Origin of the sequence: Rehaibacterium terrae (assembly GCF_014202935.1) — a bacterium.
Classification (GTDB): domain Bacteria; phylum Pseudomonadota; class Gammaproteobacteria; order Xanthomonadales; family Xanthomonadaceae; genus Rehaibacterium; species Rehaibacterium terrae.
On sequence record NZ_JACHHX010000003.1, the window covers coordinates 1 to 16,142 of the forward strand.

General features: G+C 70.0%; 14 protein-coding genes and 1 rRNA gene. 10 read left to right on the forward strand and 5 right to left on the reverse strand.

Translation table 11 applies throughout. The annotated features are described in order from the left end of the window. Positions 1-267 precede the first annotated feature (267 nt). A 5S ribosomal RNA gene (gene rrf, locus HNQ58_RS02535) occupies positions 268-382 on the forward strand. 302 nt (positions 383-684) lie between these two features. Here the strand turns inward: rrf and HNQ58_RS02540 are convergent. After that, a complete protein-coding gene (locus HNQ58_RS02540; protein WP_183947222.1) occupies positions 685-1,620 on the reverse strand; it encodes a carbohydrate kinase family protein in 936 nt (311 codons plus the stop codon). Between the two features lie 172 nt (positions 1,621-1,792). On the opposite strand from HNQ58_RS02540, the gene HNQ58_RS02545 reads away from it, so the two are divergent. The 8 genes from HNQ58_RS02545 (at position 1,793) to HNQ58_RS02580 (ending at position 10,564) form a co-directional block, all read left to right on the forward strand. Further along, complete coding sequence (locus tag HNQ58_RS02545) at positions 1,793-2,839, forward strand: rod shape-determining protein (protein ID WP_183947223.1); 1,047 nt, start codon at positions 1,793-1,795, stop codon at positions 2,837-2,839. Between the two features lie 74 nt (positions 2,840-2,913). Continuing rightward, positions 2,914-3,798 carry a rod shape-determining protein MreC gene (gene mreC, locus HNQ58_RS02550; RefSeq protein WP_183947224.1) on the forward strand — a complete coding sequence of 295 codons (885 nt, stop codon included), beginning with the start codon at positions 2,914-2,916 and terminating at the stop codon, positions 3,796-3,798. Next, positions 3,795-4,286 carry a rod shape-determining protein MreD gene (mreD, locus tag HNQ58_RS02555; RefSeq protein ID WP_183947225.1) on the forward strand — a complete coding sequence of 164 codons (492 nt, stop codon included), beginning with the start codon at positions 3,795-3,797 and terminating at the stop codon, positions 4,284-4,286. Before mreC ends, mreD begins: the two co-directional genes overlap by 4 nt. Continuing rightward, entirely contained in the window at positions 4,283-6,139 is a 1,857-nt protein-coding gene (gene mrdA / locus HNQ58_RS02560; protein WP_183947226.1) for a penicillin-binding protein 2, read from the forward strand. The genes mreD and mrdA overlap by 4 nt, the downstream gene beginning before the upstream one ends. Continuing rightward, the gene (rodA, locus tag HNQ58_RS02565) at positions 6,136-7,245 is read left to right on the forward strand and encodes a rod shape-determining protein RodA (protein ID WP_183947227.1); all 1,110 of its coding nucleotides are present in this window, start codon (positions 6,136-6,138) and stop codon (positions 7,243-7,245) included. Before mrdA ends, rodA begins: the two co-directional genes overlap by 4 nt. Positions 7,246-7,354: 109 nt before the next feature. Then, positions 7,355-8,326 (forward strand): lytic murein transglycosylase B, encoded by a 972-nt coding sequence (mltB, locus tag HNQ58_RS02570; protein ID WP_183947228.1) that lies wholly within the window; start codon positions 7,355-7,357, stop codon positions 8,324-8,326. Next, positions 8,323-9,297, forward strand: coding sequence for a septal ring lytic transglycosylase RlpA family protein (locus HNQ58_RS02575; RefSeq protein ID WP_183947229.1), 975 nt, complete (start codon positions 8,323-8,325; stop codon positions 9,295-9,297). The genes mltB and HNQ58_RS02575 overlap by 4 nt, the downstream gene beginning before the upstream one ends. A gap of 58 nt (positions 9,298-9,355) precedes the next feature. Next, positions 9,356-10,564, forward strand: a complete 1,209-nt coding sequence (locus HNQ58_RS02580) for a D-alanyl-D-alanine carboxypeptidase family protein (RefSeq protein ID WP_425504137.1) — start codon at positions 9,356-9,358, stop codon at positions 10,562-10,564. Positions 10,565-10,845: 281 nt separating this feature from the next. Here the strand turns inward: HNQ58_RS02580 and HNQ58_RS02585 are convergent, their stop codons facing one another. From HNQ58_RS02585 to HNQ58_RS02600, 4 genes are read right to left on the reverse strand one after another with little or no spacing between them, the layout of a single operon-like run. Continuing rightward, positions 10,846-11,172, reverse strand: coding sequence for a DUF1820 family protein (locus HNQ58_RS02585; protein WP_183947231.1), 327 nt, complete (start codon positions 11,170-11,172; stop codon positions 10,846-10,848). Positions 11,173-11,194: 22 nt separating this feature from the next. Next, positions 11,195-11,884: a rhomboid family intramembrane serine protease gene (locus tag HNQ58_RS02590; protein WP_183947232.1), complete on the reverse strand. Its 690-nt coding sequence runs from the start codon at positions 11,882-11,884 to the stop codon at positions 11,195-11,197. 19 nt (positions 11,885-11,903) lie between these two features. Further along, entirely contained in the window at positions 11,904-12,701 is a 798-nt protein-coding gene (locus HNQ58_RS02595) for a general secretion pathway protein GspB (protein WP_183947233.1), read from the reverse strand. A 7-nt stretch (positions 12,702-12,708) separates the two neighbouring features. Further along, positions 12,709-14,322, reverse strand: coding sequence for an ExeA family protein (locus tag HNQ58_RS02600; protein ID WP_183947234.1), 1,614 nt, complete (start codon positions 14,320-14,322; stop codon positions 12,709-12,711). A 420-nt stretch (positions 14,323-14,742) separates the two neighbouring features. On the opposite strand from HNQ58_RS02600, the gene coxB reads away from it, so the two are divergent. After that, the gene (gene coxB / locus HNQ58_RS02605; RefSeq protein WP_183947235.1) at positions 14,743-16,140 is read left to right on the forward strand and encodes a cytochrome c oxidase subunit II; all 1,398 of its coding nucleotides are present in this window, start codon (positions 14,743-14,745) and stop codon (positions 16,138-16,140) included. Positions 16,141-16,142 lie beyond the last annotated feature (2 nt).

The window sequence follows — 16,142 nt, forward strand, 5'->3', positions numbered from 1 at the left end:
ATAGGCTGGGTGTGTAAGCGCAGCAATGCGTTGAGCTAACCAGTACTAATGATCCGTGCGGCTTGACCATATAACCTCAAGTGGCTTCGATGCGGACCCCTCCGCAACAGCCCGGCCATCCCCGGCCGGACTTTCCACAGAAGCCGCCTTGACCTCGGCGACCACGTCGACCGTTGTCGAAAACCTTGCTACGTCCCAAGTCCCCATGCGAGTGTGGCGCGACCGCCTGCAGATCCCTGCGCGCAGACCGCGACCCTCCACCCTCTCCCTGGTGACAATAGCTGTGTGGAACCACCCGATCCCATCCCGAACTCGGAAGTGAAACGCACACGCGCCGATGGTAGTGTGGCCCAAGCCATGCAAGAGTAGGTCATCGCCAGGGGCTTTACCCTGAAACCCCCAGCCACCCGCTGGGGGTTTCGCTTTTGGCGCGCAGCGCGACCCGCAACAGGTCATCGCCAGGGGCTTTACCCCAAAGGGGCCGATCCCAAAGGGTTGGCCCCTTTAACTTTTGCGCGCAGCGCGACCCGCAACAGGTCATCGCCAGGGGCTTGTCCGGGGTCTGGGGGGTGGCGGCCCGCCTGACGTCCCTGTGGCGTCATTTTTGCCTGCCTGCTGTCAGGCAAATCAATGCCCTACGCGATTAGCTGTGGAACTTGCGCTTGCGGTGGCGGCAGCGAGTGGTCAACGCAAGGCGTAGCCGAACTGCTGACGGAACTGTTCGGCGAATTCTTCGTAATCGAACCGCTGGTTCTGCGGGCCGAGGTGCTCGATCTTGAGAGCGCCCATCAACGAGGCGATGCGACCGGTGGTGGCCATGTCCATGCCGTTCATGAGCCCGAAGATCAGCCCGGCGCGATAGGCGTCGCCGCAGCCGGTCGGGTCGACCACGCGCATGGCGTTGGCCGGGGGAATGTGCAGCTCGCCGTCCCGGCTGTGGATTTCGGAGCCCTTCGGGCCGCGGGTGATGATGTAGCCCTTCACACGCTCGGCGATCTGGCGGGTGCTCAGGCCGGTACGCTCCTGCAGCAGGCTCGATTCGTAGTCGTTCACGGTCACATAGGTGGCCTGCTCGATCATCGTGGTCAGCTCCTTGCCGTTGAACAGCGGCATGGCCTGGCCGGGATCGAAGATGAACGGGATGCCCAACTCGGCGAATTCGCGGCTGTTCTGCAGCATGGCCTCGTAACCGTCCGGGCCGACGATGCCGAACTTCACGCCAGGCACGTCGCGGACGTGATTCTCGTACGAACGCATCATCGCGCCGGGATGGAAGGCAGTGATCTGGTTGTCGTCCAGGTCGGTGGTGATGAAGGCCTGGGCGGTGTACAGGTCCGGGATTTCCTTGACATGGTCCAGGGTGATCCCGCAGGCCTCGAAGTGTTCGCGATACGGGCCGAAGTCCTGCCCGACGGTGGCCATCGGGATCGGATCGCCGCCGAGCAGCTTGAGGTTGTAGGCGATGTTGCCGGCGCAGCCGCCGAACTCCCGCCGCATCCGCGGCACCAGGAAGGAGACGTTCAGGATGTGGACCTTGTCCGGCAGGATGTGGTTCTTGAACTGGTCCTGGAACACCATGATGGTGTCGTAGGCGAGCGAGCCGCAGATCAGGGCAGACATCGGGCGGAAAGGCTCCGTGGTGGGGGATGCCGCGCGGGACGGCGGCGGGCGACATGGTACCGCGCAGAACGCGCCCAGGCACCGGATTCACGAGATTTTTCCTTGCCGGGTCAAGGGGGCGTTGTTAGGCTAGCCGACCTTCCTGAGCGCTCTTTTCAGCGACGATTCCCACATGCTCAAGACCTTTCGCGGCTGGTTCTCCAACGACCTCTCCATCGACCTCGGCACGGCGAACACGCTGATCTATGTGCGTGGCCAGGGCATCGTCCTGAATGAACCGTCGGTGGTGGCGATCAGGCAGGACCGCAGCCCGGGGTCGCCGAAGTCGGTGGCGGCGGTGGGCGCGGAGGCCAAGCAGATGCTGGGCCGCACGCCGGGGAACATCGTCACCATCCGGCCGATGAAGGACGGCGTGATCGCCGATTTCACCACCACCGAGGAGATGCTCAAGCACTTCATCCGCAAGGTGCACAAGTCGCGTTTCCTGCGGCCCAGCCCGCGGGTGCTGATCTGCGTGCCCTGCGGTTCGACCCAGGTCGAGCGGCGGGCAATCAAGGAGTCGGCCGAGGAGGCCGGCGCGCGCGAGGTGTATCTGATCGAGGAGCCGATGGCCGCGGCGATCGGCGCCGGCATCCCGGTGCACGAGGCGCGCGGCTCGATGGTGATCGACATCGGCGGCGGCACCTCGGAGGTCGCGGTGATCTCGCTCAACGGCATCGTCTACTCGCAGTCGGTGCGGATCGGCGGCGACCGTTTCGACGAGGCGATCATCAACTACGTGCGCCGCAGCCACGGTACGCTGATCGGCGAGGCTACCGCCGAGCGCATCAAGATCGAGATCGGCTGTGCCTTCCCGCAGACCGAGGTGAAGGAGATCGAGGTCTCCGGCCGCAATCTCGCCGAGGGTGTGCCGCGCATGATCACGATCAACGCCAACGAGGTGCTGGAGGCGTTGCACGAGCCGCTGTCCGGCATCGTCAGCGCGGTCAAGCAGGCGCTGGAACAGACCCCGCCGGAGCTGTGCGCCGACGTGGCCGAGCGCGGCATCGTGCTGACTGGCGGCGGCGCGCTGCTGCGCGATCTGGACAAGCTGATCTCCGAGGAGACCGGTCTGCACGTGCATGTCGCCGACGATCCGCTCACCTGCGTCGCCCGGGGAGGCGGTCGGGCGCTGGAGCTGGTCGACATGCACGGCAACGAATTCTTCGCGCCGGAGTGATGGCGACGCGCCAGCGCTTCCATTTCGAGACAGGACAGAGGCATGCCGCGCGCGTGCCCGGGTGATCGGTCGCCTTGGCCTACGCGAGTTCGAGCAACGCACGGTTCGGCGAGGGCGCAGCAGGTACGCTGCGTCTGCTGGGCTATCTCGCGGCTGCGCTGCTGCTGATGGTGGCCGATCATCGTGGCGGCTGGCTGACCTCGGTGCGTCAGCACGCGGGGCTGCTGGTCGAGCCGCTGTACTGGATGGCGGCGGCGCCGGCCCGCATCGCGCATGCCGCGCGGGCAGGGCTGGTCAGCCGCGCTGCACTGGTCGACGAGAATGCCCGTCTGCGCGAGCAATTGCTGCTGGCCAACGCGCGTCTGAGTCGGCTGGAGGCGGTGGCGCAGGAGAACCACCGTCTGCGCGAGCTGCTCGACGGCAAGCGCGGTTACCTTGTCAGCGTGCAGCTGGCGACGATTCTCGACGTCGATCTCGATCCGTTCCGCCACCGCGTCGTGCTCGATGTCGGCAGTCGCGACGGGGTCAGTCCGGGTCAGGCGCTGATCGATGCCGACGGGGTGGTCGGCCAGATCGTCGAGTTCACCGGCCGGCGCTCGATCGCGCTGCTGATCACCGATCCCGACCACGCGGTACCGGTGCAGGTGGTGCGCAGCGGCCTGCGGCTGATCGCCTACGGCACCGGCGAGCGCGACCGTCTGCGCGTGCCGAATATCCCGCAGAGCGGCGACATCCGTCCGGGCGACCGGCTGGTGACCTCGGGCATCGGCGGCAATTATCCGGCCGGATTCGCGGTGGGGGAGGTGCTGCGGGTCGAGCCCGACGAGACCCGGCTGTTCGCCGTCGCCGAGGTGCGGCCGGCGGCGGCGCTCGACCGCCGCGGCGAGGTGCTGCTGGTGTGGAACGTGCCGGCGGAGACCGAGGTCGGTCCTCCCGGCACGGCGGAGCACCGGCCATGAGTCGCCTGCGCGGCAGCGGGATCCTGTTCTACGGCAGCCTCGGGCTGGCCGTGCTGCTCGGCCTGATGCCCATGCCCGAGCTGCTGGCCCCGTTCAAGCCGTACTGGCTGGGCCTGGTGCTGATCTATTGGCTGCTGGAGGCGCCGGAGCGTGCCGGGTTGGGGATGGCCTTCGGCATCGGGCTGGTGGCCGATCTCGTCTTCGGGACGCTGTTTGGTGAGCAGGCGCTGCGGCTGGTGATGCTGGCCTTCATCGTGCAGCGGTTCCGGCCGCGGTTGCGCTTCTTCCCGTTGTGGCAGCAGGCATCGGCCGTGTTCGCGCTCCTGCTCAACGACCGTGTCATTGCGGCGGCGGTGAGGCTGTTCAGTGGCGAGACGCTGCCGCCGCTGGCGTTCTGGCTGAGCCCGTTGACGGCGCTGCTGCTGTGGCCGTGGTTGTTCCTGCTGCTGGATGAGTTGCGTCTGCGCGGCCGGGCCCGCGAGTCATGAAGCGCCTCCGCCGTCGACCGCTCAAGGATGCCTACGCCGAGGCGGCGGCGTTCCGGCGGCGCGCGCTGGTCAGCTTCGTGCTGGTGACGCTCGGGCTGATGCTGCTGGCCGGCTGGTACTTCCGCCTGCAGGTGACGATGCACGAGGAGTACCGCACGCGCTCGGAGGCCAATCGCATCAAGCCGCGCCCGGTGGTGCCGGCACGGGGGCTGATCTACGACCGCAATGGCCGGCTGCTGGCCGACAACGTGCCCGCCTACCGCCTGGAGGTGGTGCCCGAGCAGGTGCGCGACATGGCAGCGACGCTGGAGGGCCTGGCCGGGATCCTGCCGTTGAGCCAGGACGAGATCGAGCGCTTCCAGGCCGCGCGACGCGCTACCCGCAGCTTCCACCCGGTGCCGCTCAAGCTGCGCCTGAGCGAGGCGGAAGTGGCGCGCTTCGCGGTCAACCGCCACCGCTTCCCCGGGGTGGATGCGGTGCCCTACCTGACCCGCCGCTACCCACACGGCGAGTTGTTCGCGCACGTGGTCGGCTACGTCGGCCGGATGGACGCCGACGACCTGCAGCGGCTCGGCGACAGCCGCCTGGCCGCCTTCAGCCATGTCGGCAAGTCCGGCATCGAGCGCTACTACGAGGATCGGCTGCGCGGCGAGATTGGCTACGCACAGGTCGAGCAGAACGCGCGTGGCCGCGACATCCGCGTGCTCAACCGCATTCCGGCACGGCCCGGCCACGACCTGTTCCTGACCATCGACGCCGAGCTGCAGGCGGCGGTGGTCGAGGCCTTCGCCGGCCAGCACGGCGCGGCGGTGGTGATGGACCCGCGCAATGGCGAAGTACTCGCCCTGGTCAGTCTGCCCGCCTTCGACCCCAACCTGTTCGTCAACGGCATCTCGCATGCCGACTATCGCGCGCTGGTCGATTCGCCCTCGCGACCGCTGTTCAACCGCGCCGTGCTCGGCGGCTACGAGCCCGGCTCGACGATCAAGCCGTTCATCGGGCTGGTCGGCCTCGAGCTCGGCCTGCGCCGACCGGAAGACAGGACGTTTTCCGACGGCGCATTCCGCCTGCCCGGTCAGGATCGCGAGTACCGCGACTGGCGGCGTGGCGGTCACGGCTGGGTCGATCTGCGCGAATCGCTGGCGCAGTCGGTCAACACCTACTACTACCAGTTGGCCCTGGACATCGGCATCGACCGCCTGAGCGCGGAGATGGCGAAATTCGGCTTCGGCCGGGCAACCGGCATCGATCTCAGCGGCGAGGCCAGCGGCATCCTGCCTTCGCGCGAGTGGAAGCGCAGCGCGCGCAACCAGCCCTGGTTCCCGGGCGAGACGGTGATCGCCGGCATCGGCCAGGGCTATTGGGTGACGACCACGCTGCAGCTGGCGCAGGCCACCAGCATCCTCGCCGCCGGCGGATGGCGTCACCGGCCGCACCTGCTGCGGGCGACCCAGCGCGGTTTCGGCACCGAGCCGGTGCCCGAGCCGCAGCCGGCGCCGGAGCGGGTGACGGCGAATGTCCGTCACATCGAGGCCGTGCGTGACGGTCTGGTCGCGGTGATGCACGGCCCAACCGGCACCGCACGTGCCGAGGCGACCGGTCTGGACTACCTGATCGCCGGCAAGACCGGCACCGCGCAGCGTGTCACCCGCCGCGGTGACGCCAGCCTGAACCTGGACGAGCTGCCGTTCCACCTGCGTCACCGCGCGCTGTTCATCGCTTTTGCGCCGGCCGACGATCCGCAGGTCGCGCTGGCGCTGGTGGTCGAGAGCGGCGGCTCCGGTTCGCGCGCGGCCGCGCCGGTGGCACGGCGCATATTCGACGCCTGGCTGCTGCGGGAGCGGCGCGAATGAACCCGTTGACCTGCCTGCTTCGTGACTTGGCCGGCCGCTTCCTCGCCGCCATCGACCTGCCGTTGCTGCTGGCGCTGCTGGCCCTGCTCGGTATCGGCCTGGCGGTGCTGCACAGCGCCGGTGGCGAGCAGGTCGCGCTGCTCTATCCGCAGGCGATGCGTTTCGCCGTCGGCCTCGGCGCGTTGCTGCTGCTGGCGCAGGTGCCGCCCGCCAAGCTGCGGCTGTGGACGCCGTGGCTGTTCCTCGCCACCGTGCTGCTGCTGGCGCTGGTGCCGGTGTTCGGCACCGGCCGCAGCGGACGCCACTGGCTCAATCTCGGCGTGGTCTACCTGCAACCGGCCGAGCTGATGAAGCTGACCGTGCCGATGATGACCGCCTGGTTGCTGCACCGGCAGCCGCTGCCGCCGGGCTGGGGCGCGCTGGCGGCCTGCGCGGCCATCATCGGCCTGCCGTTCGGCCTGATCATGCTGCAGCCCGATCTGGGCACCGGCGTGCTGGTCGCGGCCAGTGGCGCATTCGTGGTGTTCCTCGCCGGCATGCACTGGTGGCGCATCGGTCTGCTCGCCGGCCTGGGACTGGCCGCGTTGCCGGTCGCCTGGCAGTTCCTGCAGGACTACCAGCGTCACCGCATCCTCACTTTTCTCGACCCGGAGAGCGATCCGCTCGGCACCGGCTGGAACATCATCCAGTCCAAGATCGCGGTCGGCTCCGGCGGACTGACCGGCAAGGGCTGGGGGCAGGGTACCCAGGCGCATCTGGACTTCCTGCCCGAGCAGACCACCGACTTCATCTTCGCCGTGCTGGCCGAGGAGTTCGGCTGGGTCGGCGTGGTGGTCACCCTCGGGTTGTACCTGTTCGTGGTCGGACGCTGCCTGTGGATCGCGGCCGAAGCCCGCGATACCTACTCGCGATTGCTGGCCGGCGCGCTCGGGCTGGCGTTCTTCGTCTACGTGTTCGTGAACGGCGGGATGATTTCCGGCCTGCTGCCGGTGGTGGGCGTGCCGATGCCACTGCTCAGCTACGGCGGCACCTCGGCGGTCACGCTGCTGGCCGGTTTCGGCATCGTGATGGCGGTGCGCGCGCACAAGCGTTTCATGGGCGCCTGAGCCGGGCGCCTGAGCTGGTGGTGAATCGCGGCCGCGCGCCGGTGCGGCCGCGCTGGGGCGGGCGCGGCCCGCGTGGTAAATTTCCCGCGAATACGCCATCGAGACCGTGATGAATCCCCTGCGCCTGCTGCCTGTCTTCGCCCTGTGTCTCGCCCTGCCGGCCGCCGCCGACGAGGCCCGCCGTGCCTTCATCGACGAGGTGGTCAGGACGCACGGGGTGGAGCGTGCCAAGGTCGAGGCGATGCTGGGCGAGGCCAGGTACCGTCAGAGCATCATCGACGCCATCACCCGGCCGGCCGAGGCCAGGCCGTGGAAGGCCTACCGGCCGATCTTCCTGACCGACCGCCGCATCGCCGACGGCCGCGCCTTCCTGGCCGAGCATCGCGAGGCACTGGCCAGGGTCGAGGCCGAGACCGGCGTGCCGGCCGCGTTGATCGTGGCCATCCTCGGCGTCGAAACCAGTTATGGCCGCATCACCGGCAGCCACCGTGTGATCGACGCGCTGTACACGCTGGGCTTCCACTACCCGCCACGTCAGAGTTTCTTCCGCAGCGAGCTGGCGCATCTGTTCGCGCTCGCCAACGAGGAGGGGCTGGACATTCCCTCGCTCATGGGCAGCTACGCCGGCGCGATGGGTTGGGGCCAGTTCATGCCCTCCAGTTACCGCGCCTACGCGAAGGACGGCGACGGCGACGGCCGCCGCGACCTGTTCGGCTCGTTGCCGGACGTGTTCGCCTCGGTGGCCAACTACTTCGTCGCCCACGGCTGGGAGCCGGGTCAGCCGGTGGCCGTGCGCGCGCAGGTTGCCGCCGACGCCGAGAGCTTCGTCGCCGGCACGCTGGAGCCCAAGTTCGAGGTCGCCGAACTCAGCCGCAAGGGCTACGTCCCCGAGGGCGGCATCGGGCACGACAAACGCGCCACCCTGGTGACGCTGGAAGGTGATGCCGGTCCCGAGCACTGGATCGGCTTCCGCAATTTCTACGTCATCACCCGCTACAACCGCTCGCCGCTGTACGCGATGGCGGTGCATCAGCTGGCCGAGGCGATCGCCGCCGGCGAAGGTGGCCGCCCGGCGCCATGAGCGCGCGTCTGGCGCTGATCGCGCTGAGCCTGCTGCTGGCCGCCTGCGCGCGTGCGCCTAAGAAACCGTCCGCGCCACCCGTCGCGTCCGCGCCGCTCGCCACGCCGCTGGGCGAGGCCAGCGGCGACGATCCCTGCGCGGTGATCTACGAGCACAGCGAGGCCGATTACACGCCGGGCGGGCTGTACCGTCCCGGCCAGCGCGACAGCGGCCCGGCCCGGCCGCCGGACCTCAGCCGCATTCCCGAGCCGGTGCCGCGCGCCGAGCCGCGCGCCCGCTACGGCAACCGCTCGCCCTACACCGTGCTCGGCAAGACCTACCACGTCATGGAGGATGCGCGCGGCTACGTCGAGCGCGGCATCGCCTCCTGGTACGGGCAGAAGTTCCACGGCCGGCCGACGTCGAGCCTGGAGCCCTACGACATGTGCCAGTTCACCGCCGCGCACAAGACCCTGCCGCTGCCCAGTTATGTGCGCGTCACCAATCTGGAGAACGGGCGCAGCATCATCGTGCGGGTGAACGATCGCGGGCCGTTCCACGAGGGGCGGATCATCGACCTGAGCTATGTCGCCGCGCTCAAGCTCGGCGTACATGCCAAGGGCACCGCGCCGGTGGAGGTGCGCGCGATCGATCCGGACGACGTGGCCGCGAGCGCGGCGTCGGTGAAGGCCAGGCCCGCGCGGAGCAGCACACGGCGCGTGGTGCGCGAGCGCGCGACGCGCGGGTCGGAGACGGTCGCCGCGTCGCGCTGGCTGCAGGTCGGCAGCTTCGGCGAGCGCGACAATGCCCAGCGGCTGGCGGCACGGCTGGAGTCGGCCGGCATCGGGCCGGTCGAGCTGCGTCCCGCCGAGGTCGATGGCCGCCGCGTCTGGCGCGTGCGTGTCGGCCCGGTCAGCGCCGCCGAAGCCGAGGCGCTCGGTGCCCGATTGCGTGATCTTGGCATGGGCAGCCCGCGCCTGCTCAGCGAATGAGTTCCCTTCCATCCGCCGGTCCGCACGGCCGGCTCCAGCGAAACCGGAAACCGCAATGATGTATCGCCGACTTTTCCTCGCCGCCTGGCTGGCCGCCCTCACCCTGACTGCGTTCGCGCAGCCGACTCCTCAGCCCGTGCCAAGTCCCGCCGCGCCGGCCACCGCACCCGGGCCGGCACCGGTACCGCCGCCGCCGAGCGTCACCGGCACCGCCTGGCTGCTGATGGACTACGCCAGCGGCCAGATCCTGGCCGGGGAGAACATCCACGCCCGCGTCGAACCGGCCAGCATCACCAAGGTGATGACCTCCTATGTGGTCGCCGCCGAAATGGCGGCCGGCAAGGTCGGCGCCGACGACCAGGTCCAGATCAGCGAGAACGCCTGGCGTGGCGGTGGCGCCGGCACCGACGGCTCGACCAGCTTCCTGCCGCTGGGCAGCCGTGTCCGGCTGCAGGACCTGCTGCACGGCATGATCGTGCAGTCCGGCAACGATGCCTCGATCGCGCTGGCCGAGCACGTCGCCGGCAGCCACGAGGCCTTCGCCGCGCTGATGAACGAGTACGCGCGCAAGCTGGGCATGAACGGCACCCACTTCGTCAACGCCCACGGCCTGCCGCACGACGACCACTACACCACCGCCCACGACATCGCGCTGATGGCGCAGGCGATGATCCGCGACTTCCCCGAGGCCTACGCCTATCACAAGGTGAAGGAATTCACCTTCAACAACATCCGCCAGCACAACCGCAACACCCTGCTGTGGCGCGACGACAGCGTCGACGGCATCAAGACCGGCCATACCTCGCGCGCTGGCTACTGTCTGCTCAGCTCGGCCAAGCGCGGCGATCAGCGGCTGATCGCGGTGGTGATGGGCTCGACCAGCGAGAAGCAGCGCGCCGACGACAGCCAGGCGCTGCTCAACTGGGGCTTCCGCTTCTTCGAGACCCACCAGGTCTACGCAGCCGGCGCGCAGGTCGCCGAGTACAAGGTGTGGAAGGGCGCGACCGACCAGGTGCGCCTGGGCGTCGCCCAGCCGGTGCTGGCGACCGTGCCGCGCGGCCGCTACGAGCAGGTCAGGGCCGAGATGGACGTCCCGACCACCCTGGTCGCACCGATCGCGGCCGGGCAGCCGATCGGCACCCTGCGCCTGAGGCTCGACGACCGTCTCGTGGTCGAGCAGCCGCTGGTCGCACTCGAGGCCGTGCCCGAGGGCGGGTTCTTCCGCCGGCTGATGGACGAGTTCTGGATGTGGTGGGCGTCCGAGTAGCGGGGCGCGCGTTGTCGGGAGCGAGACGGCAGGCGACGGGTCGGCGTGTCGAAGCCTGGCGCGTCGTGCACCCGTCACGCGACACCGGCAGGCAGGCGGTCGAAAAAACAGCCTGCCTGGCGGGCCCTGGGCGGCTCGCATTGCGGATCGATCGCTGCAAGCGATTGGTCGCTCGGGCTCAATTGAAGCCAGGCGCGGCCGCGAAGCGGCCGCACACGTCCGGGCATGCGACGCACGCGTGACCCGACAGACACACGGGATGTGCGTTTACCAATGGGACGCTAGCTCTTCGGCCTGGACGGCAGCGGGAACGGCGTGACGACCCTCTCGCCGGTGGCGGCATCGCGGATGGTGAGCTGACCCTTGCGCTCGACTTCCTCGATGCGGACGATGCTCTGCATCGGCAGGTGCAGCATCCTGGTCGCGGCGAATTCGTCGCGCAGGCGCTCTTCGGTGGGGTCGATCACCACCGACTCGCCCAGGTCGAAGACCAGCTCGCCGACTTCGGTGAAGCCCCACAGCGCGCTGCCGGCGACGTGCCGGGCGTACAGCTCGTAGACCTTGCCGTGGTTGAGGAAGGTGACCTTGTAGAGTTTCTTCGCGGACATGACGCGATTATAGGGCGCCCCTTCAGTGTGCCCGCAGCCGTCTGGCGATCGCCGGGCGCGAGAGCATGGCGAAGATCACGCCGAAGATGAAGCCGGCCAGATGCGCCCACCAGGCCACCGCACCGAAGGCCGGACCGACGAAGGTGAACAGCAGCTGCAGCAGCGCCCAGATGCCGATCAGCAGCGAGGCCGGCGCGCGCACGAACTCGAGGAACAGGCCCAGCGGCACCACGATGCCCAGCCGCGCGCGCGGGAACAGTGCCAGATAGGCGCCGATCACCGCGGACACCGCGCCGCTGGCGCCGACGATCACCCGGTTCGGCGCGTCCATCAGCGCGGCGGCGGCGAGGTTCGCCAGCGCGCCGCCGAGCAGGTACAGCAGCAGGAAGCGCCACGGCCCGGTGGCGCGCTCGGCCGGCAGGCCGAAGATCACCAGGAACAGCATGTTGCCGAGCAGGTGGCTCCAGTCGGCATGCACGAACAGCGCGGTGAGCAGGCTCAGCAGCCGGCCGCCGGTCAGCGCCTCCCACCACTCGGCCGGCGTCGCCGGCAGCGCGCCGGACACCGCGCCCCAGCGCAACAGCATGGCGCGGCGCGCGGCCTCGCCGTCGAGGCTGACCAGCCAGAAGAAGCCGGCCATGCACAGCAGCACCAGCAGCGGGCTGGCCCAGCGTGGCGGCGGCGGTCTGCGGGAGGGAACCTTGAGGAACATCCGGTGGCCGGCGGCGTGTCTACGGGCGCGGCAGCAGCACGCGACGGCCGCCGAGGTCGAGGACGACGCCGTCGCGACGGATCGCCTCGAGTCGCAGTGAATCGCCGAGCAGGGTGCCCTCGGTGCGGCGCTGGCCGTCGAGGATGACGAAGCGTTGTGCCGGATCCTCGGTGTACACGTGCATGGTCAGCCGCAGCGGCGGCAGCGCACTGCGCTCGGCGGCGGAAAGCAGGTCGATCGGCAGCGGGGCGTCCGTCGCGTCGGCCGCTGCCGGGAGTGCGGCGGCCGGCGCGCGCGGCGGCGCTGCGGCTGTCGCGGCCGCCTCGAGGCGGGCGCGCAGGGCGGCCAGTTCGGCGTCGCTGGCCGGGCCACTGCGGGCATTGGCCGCCGCGGCCGCTTCGGACCCGCCGGATACGGGGGGCGTTGCAGCGGGCGGCGCGGGCCGCGGCATGGCGGGTGTCGGCGCGACGCTTGCCGTGCTTGTCGTTGCGCCCGGTGTGGCCGGCGCCGGCAGGGGGCTTTCCATGTCGGCGGGCGGAGCCGCAGCCGGCGTCGGCGAGGCGGTCGGCGCTACGACCGGCGGTGTGTCGGGTGACGCGACCGGCGGATAGGCCGCGCCCGGCAGGGTGGCCTGGCGCTGGCCGAGCCACCAGGCACCCGCCGCCACCGCGATCAGCGCCCCGGCGAACAGCAGCCCGCGCCGGGCGCGGCGGCGCGGTGGCACGGCTTGGGCGGGCAGCGGGGCGAGCAGGTCCGGGACCTGGCCGAGGCGGCGCTCGGCTTCGGACTTGCGCAGGGCTTCGAGGATCAGCGACATGCGGGCCTCACAGCAGACTGCGACGCAGTTCCGGGCCGCTGCCGTTGTCGGCGGTCAGGGCGAGCAGCGTCTCCAGCCCGACGATGCCGTCCGGGATCAGGCCGCGGGCGGTCTGCAGCCGGCGTACCTCGGCCTCGGTGTCCGGGTCGAACAGCGCCGGGCCGACGGCAAGCAGGCGCTGTGGTTCGGCGAGCAGCCGGTCGCGCAGCCAGTCCGCCGCCGGGCCGGTTTCGCCGCGGCGCAGCGGCAGGGTGATGAAGTCCGGTGCGCGCCACAAGGTGTGGAACTCGCCGTTCCACAGCCGCTCGAGCTGGGTGCGGTCGACGTCGAAGGTTTCGCCCGACAATGCCAGCCGCACCCGCACCGCGTCCAGGCCCAGCAGCAGCGCCCAGGCCTCGCGCCCCTCGTAGCTCAGACGCAGGATCGCCGGCCGCCCGAGTGCGGCCAACTTGGTCAGGTTGCCGCGCGAACGCAGGCAGAACACGCCGGCGGCGACTTGCGGCGGGCAACGCATCGCGCTGTCGACGTCGACCTGGTCGGCGCGCAGCAGCCACAGCGCGAGCAGGCGGTTCCAGGCCGGCAGGTGCGAGTGTTCGCCGGCGCCGAGCACACGCAGCACGAAACTCTCGCCGTCGAGGTAGGTGACCGCCGGCGGCGGCACGCTGCGAGGCGCGGGAGCGGGCGCCGGCTCGGCGGTGGTGGGCTCGGTCTCGGCCGTGTGCGGCCAGTACCAGAACGCCAGCAGCACGGCCACCAGCCCGATCGCCACCACCACGGGCAGCCGTGGCGGGCGTATGCGCCGGAGCGGAGGCGCGAGCGTCTCGCGGGCGGCGCGCTCGACCAGGCGCTCGTTGATCTGCGGCAGATCACGGGCGTAGCCGGCCAGCAGTGCGCGTTCGGCGATCACATTGATCAGTCGCGGTATGCCGCCGGAATGCTGGTGCAGCTTGCGCAGCGCCAGCTTGCTGAACGGAAAGCGCGGGCAGCCGGCGACGGCCAGGCGGTGACGCACGTAAGCTTCGGTCTCCTCCTCGTCCAGCGGCATCAGGTGGTAGCGCGCGGTGATGCGCTGGGCGAGCTGGCGCAGGTCCGGACTGGCCAGCACCTCGCGCAGCTCGGGCTGGCCGAGCAGGATGATCTGCAGCAGCTTCTGGGTCGGGGTTTCCAGGTTGGTCAGCAGACGCACCTGCTCGAGCGCGTCGCGCGAGAGTTCCTGTGCCTCGTCGATGATCAGCACCACCCGCAGGCCTTTGGCGTAGGCGTCGAGCAGGTAGTCGTTGAGTGCGTCGACCAGCGCCTTGCGGCTGTAGACGCGGTGGCGCAGGTCGATGTGCAGCTCCTGGCAGATGGCCTCCAGCAGCTCCAGCGGCGTGACCTGGGGATTGAGCACCAGCGCGACGCGGGTATTTTCCGGCAGTTGCTCCAGCAGCAGCCGGCACAGCGTGGTCTTGCCGGTGCCGACCTCGCCGGTGAGCTGGACGAAGCCGCCGCTGCCGCCCTGGCCGATGCCGAACAACAGGTGCGCCAGCGCATCCCGGTGACGCTCCGACAGGTAGACGAAGCGCGGGTCCGGGGTGATCGAGAACGGCGGCTCCCTGAGGCCGTAGTACTCGAGATACATGCAGGCGGCGTGTCCGTCGGGGGCCTCTAGCCTGCCACGAAATGCGCAGCGAGCAACGGCCCGCCGGCGACAACTTGACGGCGGGCCGGCACGGGCGCACCCTTCCGGCGTGCCGAAGCTTCGGGGGCGAGGGTTCTCGTGACCGGTTCGAAGCCTGTGCCATCGCTGCCGCAGTGCAGTCACTGGAAGGCCCGCGCCACCGCCGCGCGGCCTCCGGCAGGGGGACTGCGTGCGCCCGCCCGCCGGCTACCCCGCCGGCTACCGATACCGCTTTCGCCCGATGCGTCGTGGCCGCCCGCGCGGCCGCGACGCGACCTGCTGTCGACGTCGATGCCTCCCCCGCCCGGCCGGGTCGGGCAGTGCCTGGGGAACGCTGGCTGACGCGACGCACGGTGACGGCACGACAGGGGAGGAAGCGGGATGGCAATCGCGATCGCGGTGATCGTTCTGGTGCTGGCCTCGGTGGTGTTCTATTTCCTGAGTCCGTGGCACCTGACGCCACTGGCGTCGAACTGGGGGGCGATCGACGCGACCATCGGCATCACCTTCTGGGTCACCGGGGTGGTGTTCGTTCTGGTCAATCTGTTCCTGGCCTGGGCGATCATCCGCTACCGTTACGACCGCCGGCGGCGCGCCAGCTACGAGCCGGAGAACAGGAAGCTGGAGGCGTGGCTGACCGTGGTCACCACGCTCGGCATCGCCGCGCTGCTGGCGCCGGGCCTGTGGGTGTGGGCGCAGTACGTGAGTCCTCCGGACGACGCCCACGAGGTCGAGGTGGTCGGCCAGCAGTGGCACTGGAGTTTCCGCTATCCCGGTGCCGATGGAAAACTCGGCGCCGTTCACACCAGCCTGATCGACGACGACAACCCGTTCGGCATGCGTCCGGACGATCCGCACGGTCGTGACGATGTGCTCGTCCACAGCCCGCGGCTGGTGCTGCCGCTGGACCGGCCGGTCAAGCTGCTGCTGCGCTCCAAGGACGTCATCCACAATTTCCAGGTCGCGCAGTTCCGCGCCAAGATGGACATGGTGCCGGGGCAGGTGTCCTATCTCTGGCTGACGCCCACGCGCACCGGCGAGTTCGAGATCCTCTGCGCCGAGCTGTGCGGCCTCGGGCATTTCGCGATGCGCGGCCGGGTCGAGGTGATGGAGGCGGCCGATTTCGATGCCTGGCTCGCGCGGCAGCCGACCTGGGCCGAGCAACTGGCGGCGCCGGCGGGCGATCCCGCCAGCGGCGCGGCGCTGTACGCCGTCTGCGCAGCCTGCCACGGCCCGCGCGGCGAGGGCAGCCTGGCGCTGAACGCGCCGCGGCTGGCCGGCATGGAACCGTGGTACGCACGTCGCCAGCTGCGCTACTTCCGCGATGGCGCGCGTGGCGCCCATCCGGACGACACCCATGGCGCGCAGATGCGCGCGTTCGCCGCCGTGCTGGCCGACGATCGCGCCATCGCCGACGTCGCGGCCCATCTCGCCACGCTCGACGCGCCGCGGCCGCGCAACACGGTGCACGGCGACCTGCGTCGCGGCGAGCGCCTGTACCGCACCTGCGCGGCCTGCCACGGCAACGACGCCCAGGGCATCCGCGCGGTGCGTGCGCCACGCCTGGCCGGCCTCGACGACTGGTACCTGGAGCGCCAGCTGCTGAATTTCCGGCAGGGCATCCGCGGCCGCCATCCCGACGACCACTACGGCTGGCAGATGGCCGAGATGTCGCGGGTGCTGGCCAGCGAGCAGGCGGTCAGGAACGTGGTCGCCTATATCGCCACGCTCGGCGTCGCCGGCGCCGCCAGCGAGGCCAATGCCCAAGGGGAGGACTGACC

Bases quoted from the DNA above. Each gene is read 5' to 3' on its own strand.
- HNQ58_RS02540 (WP_183947222.1), bottom strand. From the start codon at position 1,620: ATGTCTGCCCTGATCTGCGGCTCGCTCGCCTACGACACCATCATGGTG.
- HNQ58_RS02545 (WP_183947223.1), top strand. From the start codon at position 1,793: ATGCTCAAGACCTTTCGCGGCTGGTTCTCCAACGACCTCTCCATCGAC.
- mreD (WP_183947225.1), top strand. From the start codon at position 3,795: ATGAGTCGCCTGCGCGGCAGCGGGATCCTGTTCTACGGCAGCCTCGGG.
- mrdA (WP_183947226.1), top strand. From the start codon at position 4,283: ATGAAGCGCCTCCGCCGTCGACCGCTCAAGGATGCCTACGCCGAGGCG.
- rodA (WP_183947227.1), top strand. From the start codon at position 6,136: ATGAACCCGTTGACCTGCCTGCTTCGTGACTTGGCCGGCCGCTTCCTC.
- mltB (WP_183947228.1), top strand. From the start codon at position 7,355: ATGAATCCCCTGCGCCTGCTGCCTGTCTTCGCCCTGTGTCTCGCCCTG.
- HNQ58_RS02575 (WP_183947229.1), top strand. From the start codon at position 8,323: ATGAGCGCGCGTCTGGCGCTGATCGCGCTGAGCCTGCTGCTGGCCGCC.
- HNQ58_RS02580 (WP_425504137.1), top strand. From the start codon at position 9,356: ATGTATCGCCGACTTTTCCTCGCCGCCTGGCTGGCCGCCCTCACCCTG.
- HNQ58_RS02585 (WP_183947231.1), bottom strand. From the start codon at position 11,172: ATGTCCGCGAAGAAACTCTACAAGGTCACCTTCCTCAACCACGGCAAG.
- HNQ58_RS02590 (WP_183947232.1), bottom strand. From the start codon at position 11,884: ATGTTCCTCAAGGTTCCCTCCCGCAGACCGCCGCCGCCACGCTGGGCC.
- HNQ58_RS02595 (WP_183947233.1), bottom strand. From the start codon at position 12,701: ATGTCGCTGATCCTCGAAGCCCTGCGCAAGTCCGAAGCCGAGCGCCGC.
- HNQ58_RS02600 (WP_183947234.1), bottom strand. From the start codon at position 14,322: ATGTATCTCGAGTACTACGGCCTCAGGGAGCCGCCGTTCTCGATCACC.
- coxB (WP_183947235.1), top strand. From the start codon at position 14,743: ATGGCAATCGCGATCGCGGTGATCGTTCTGGTGCTGGCCTCGGTGGTG.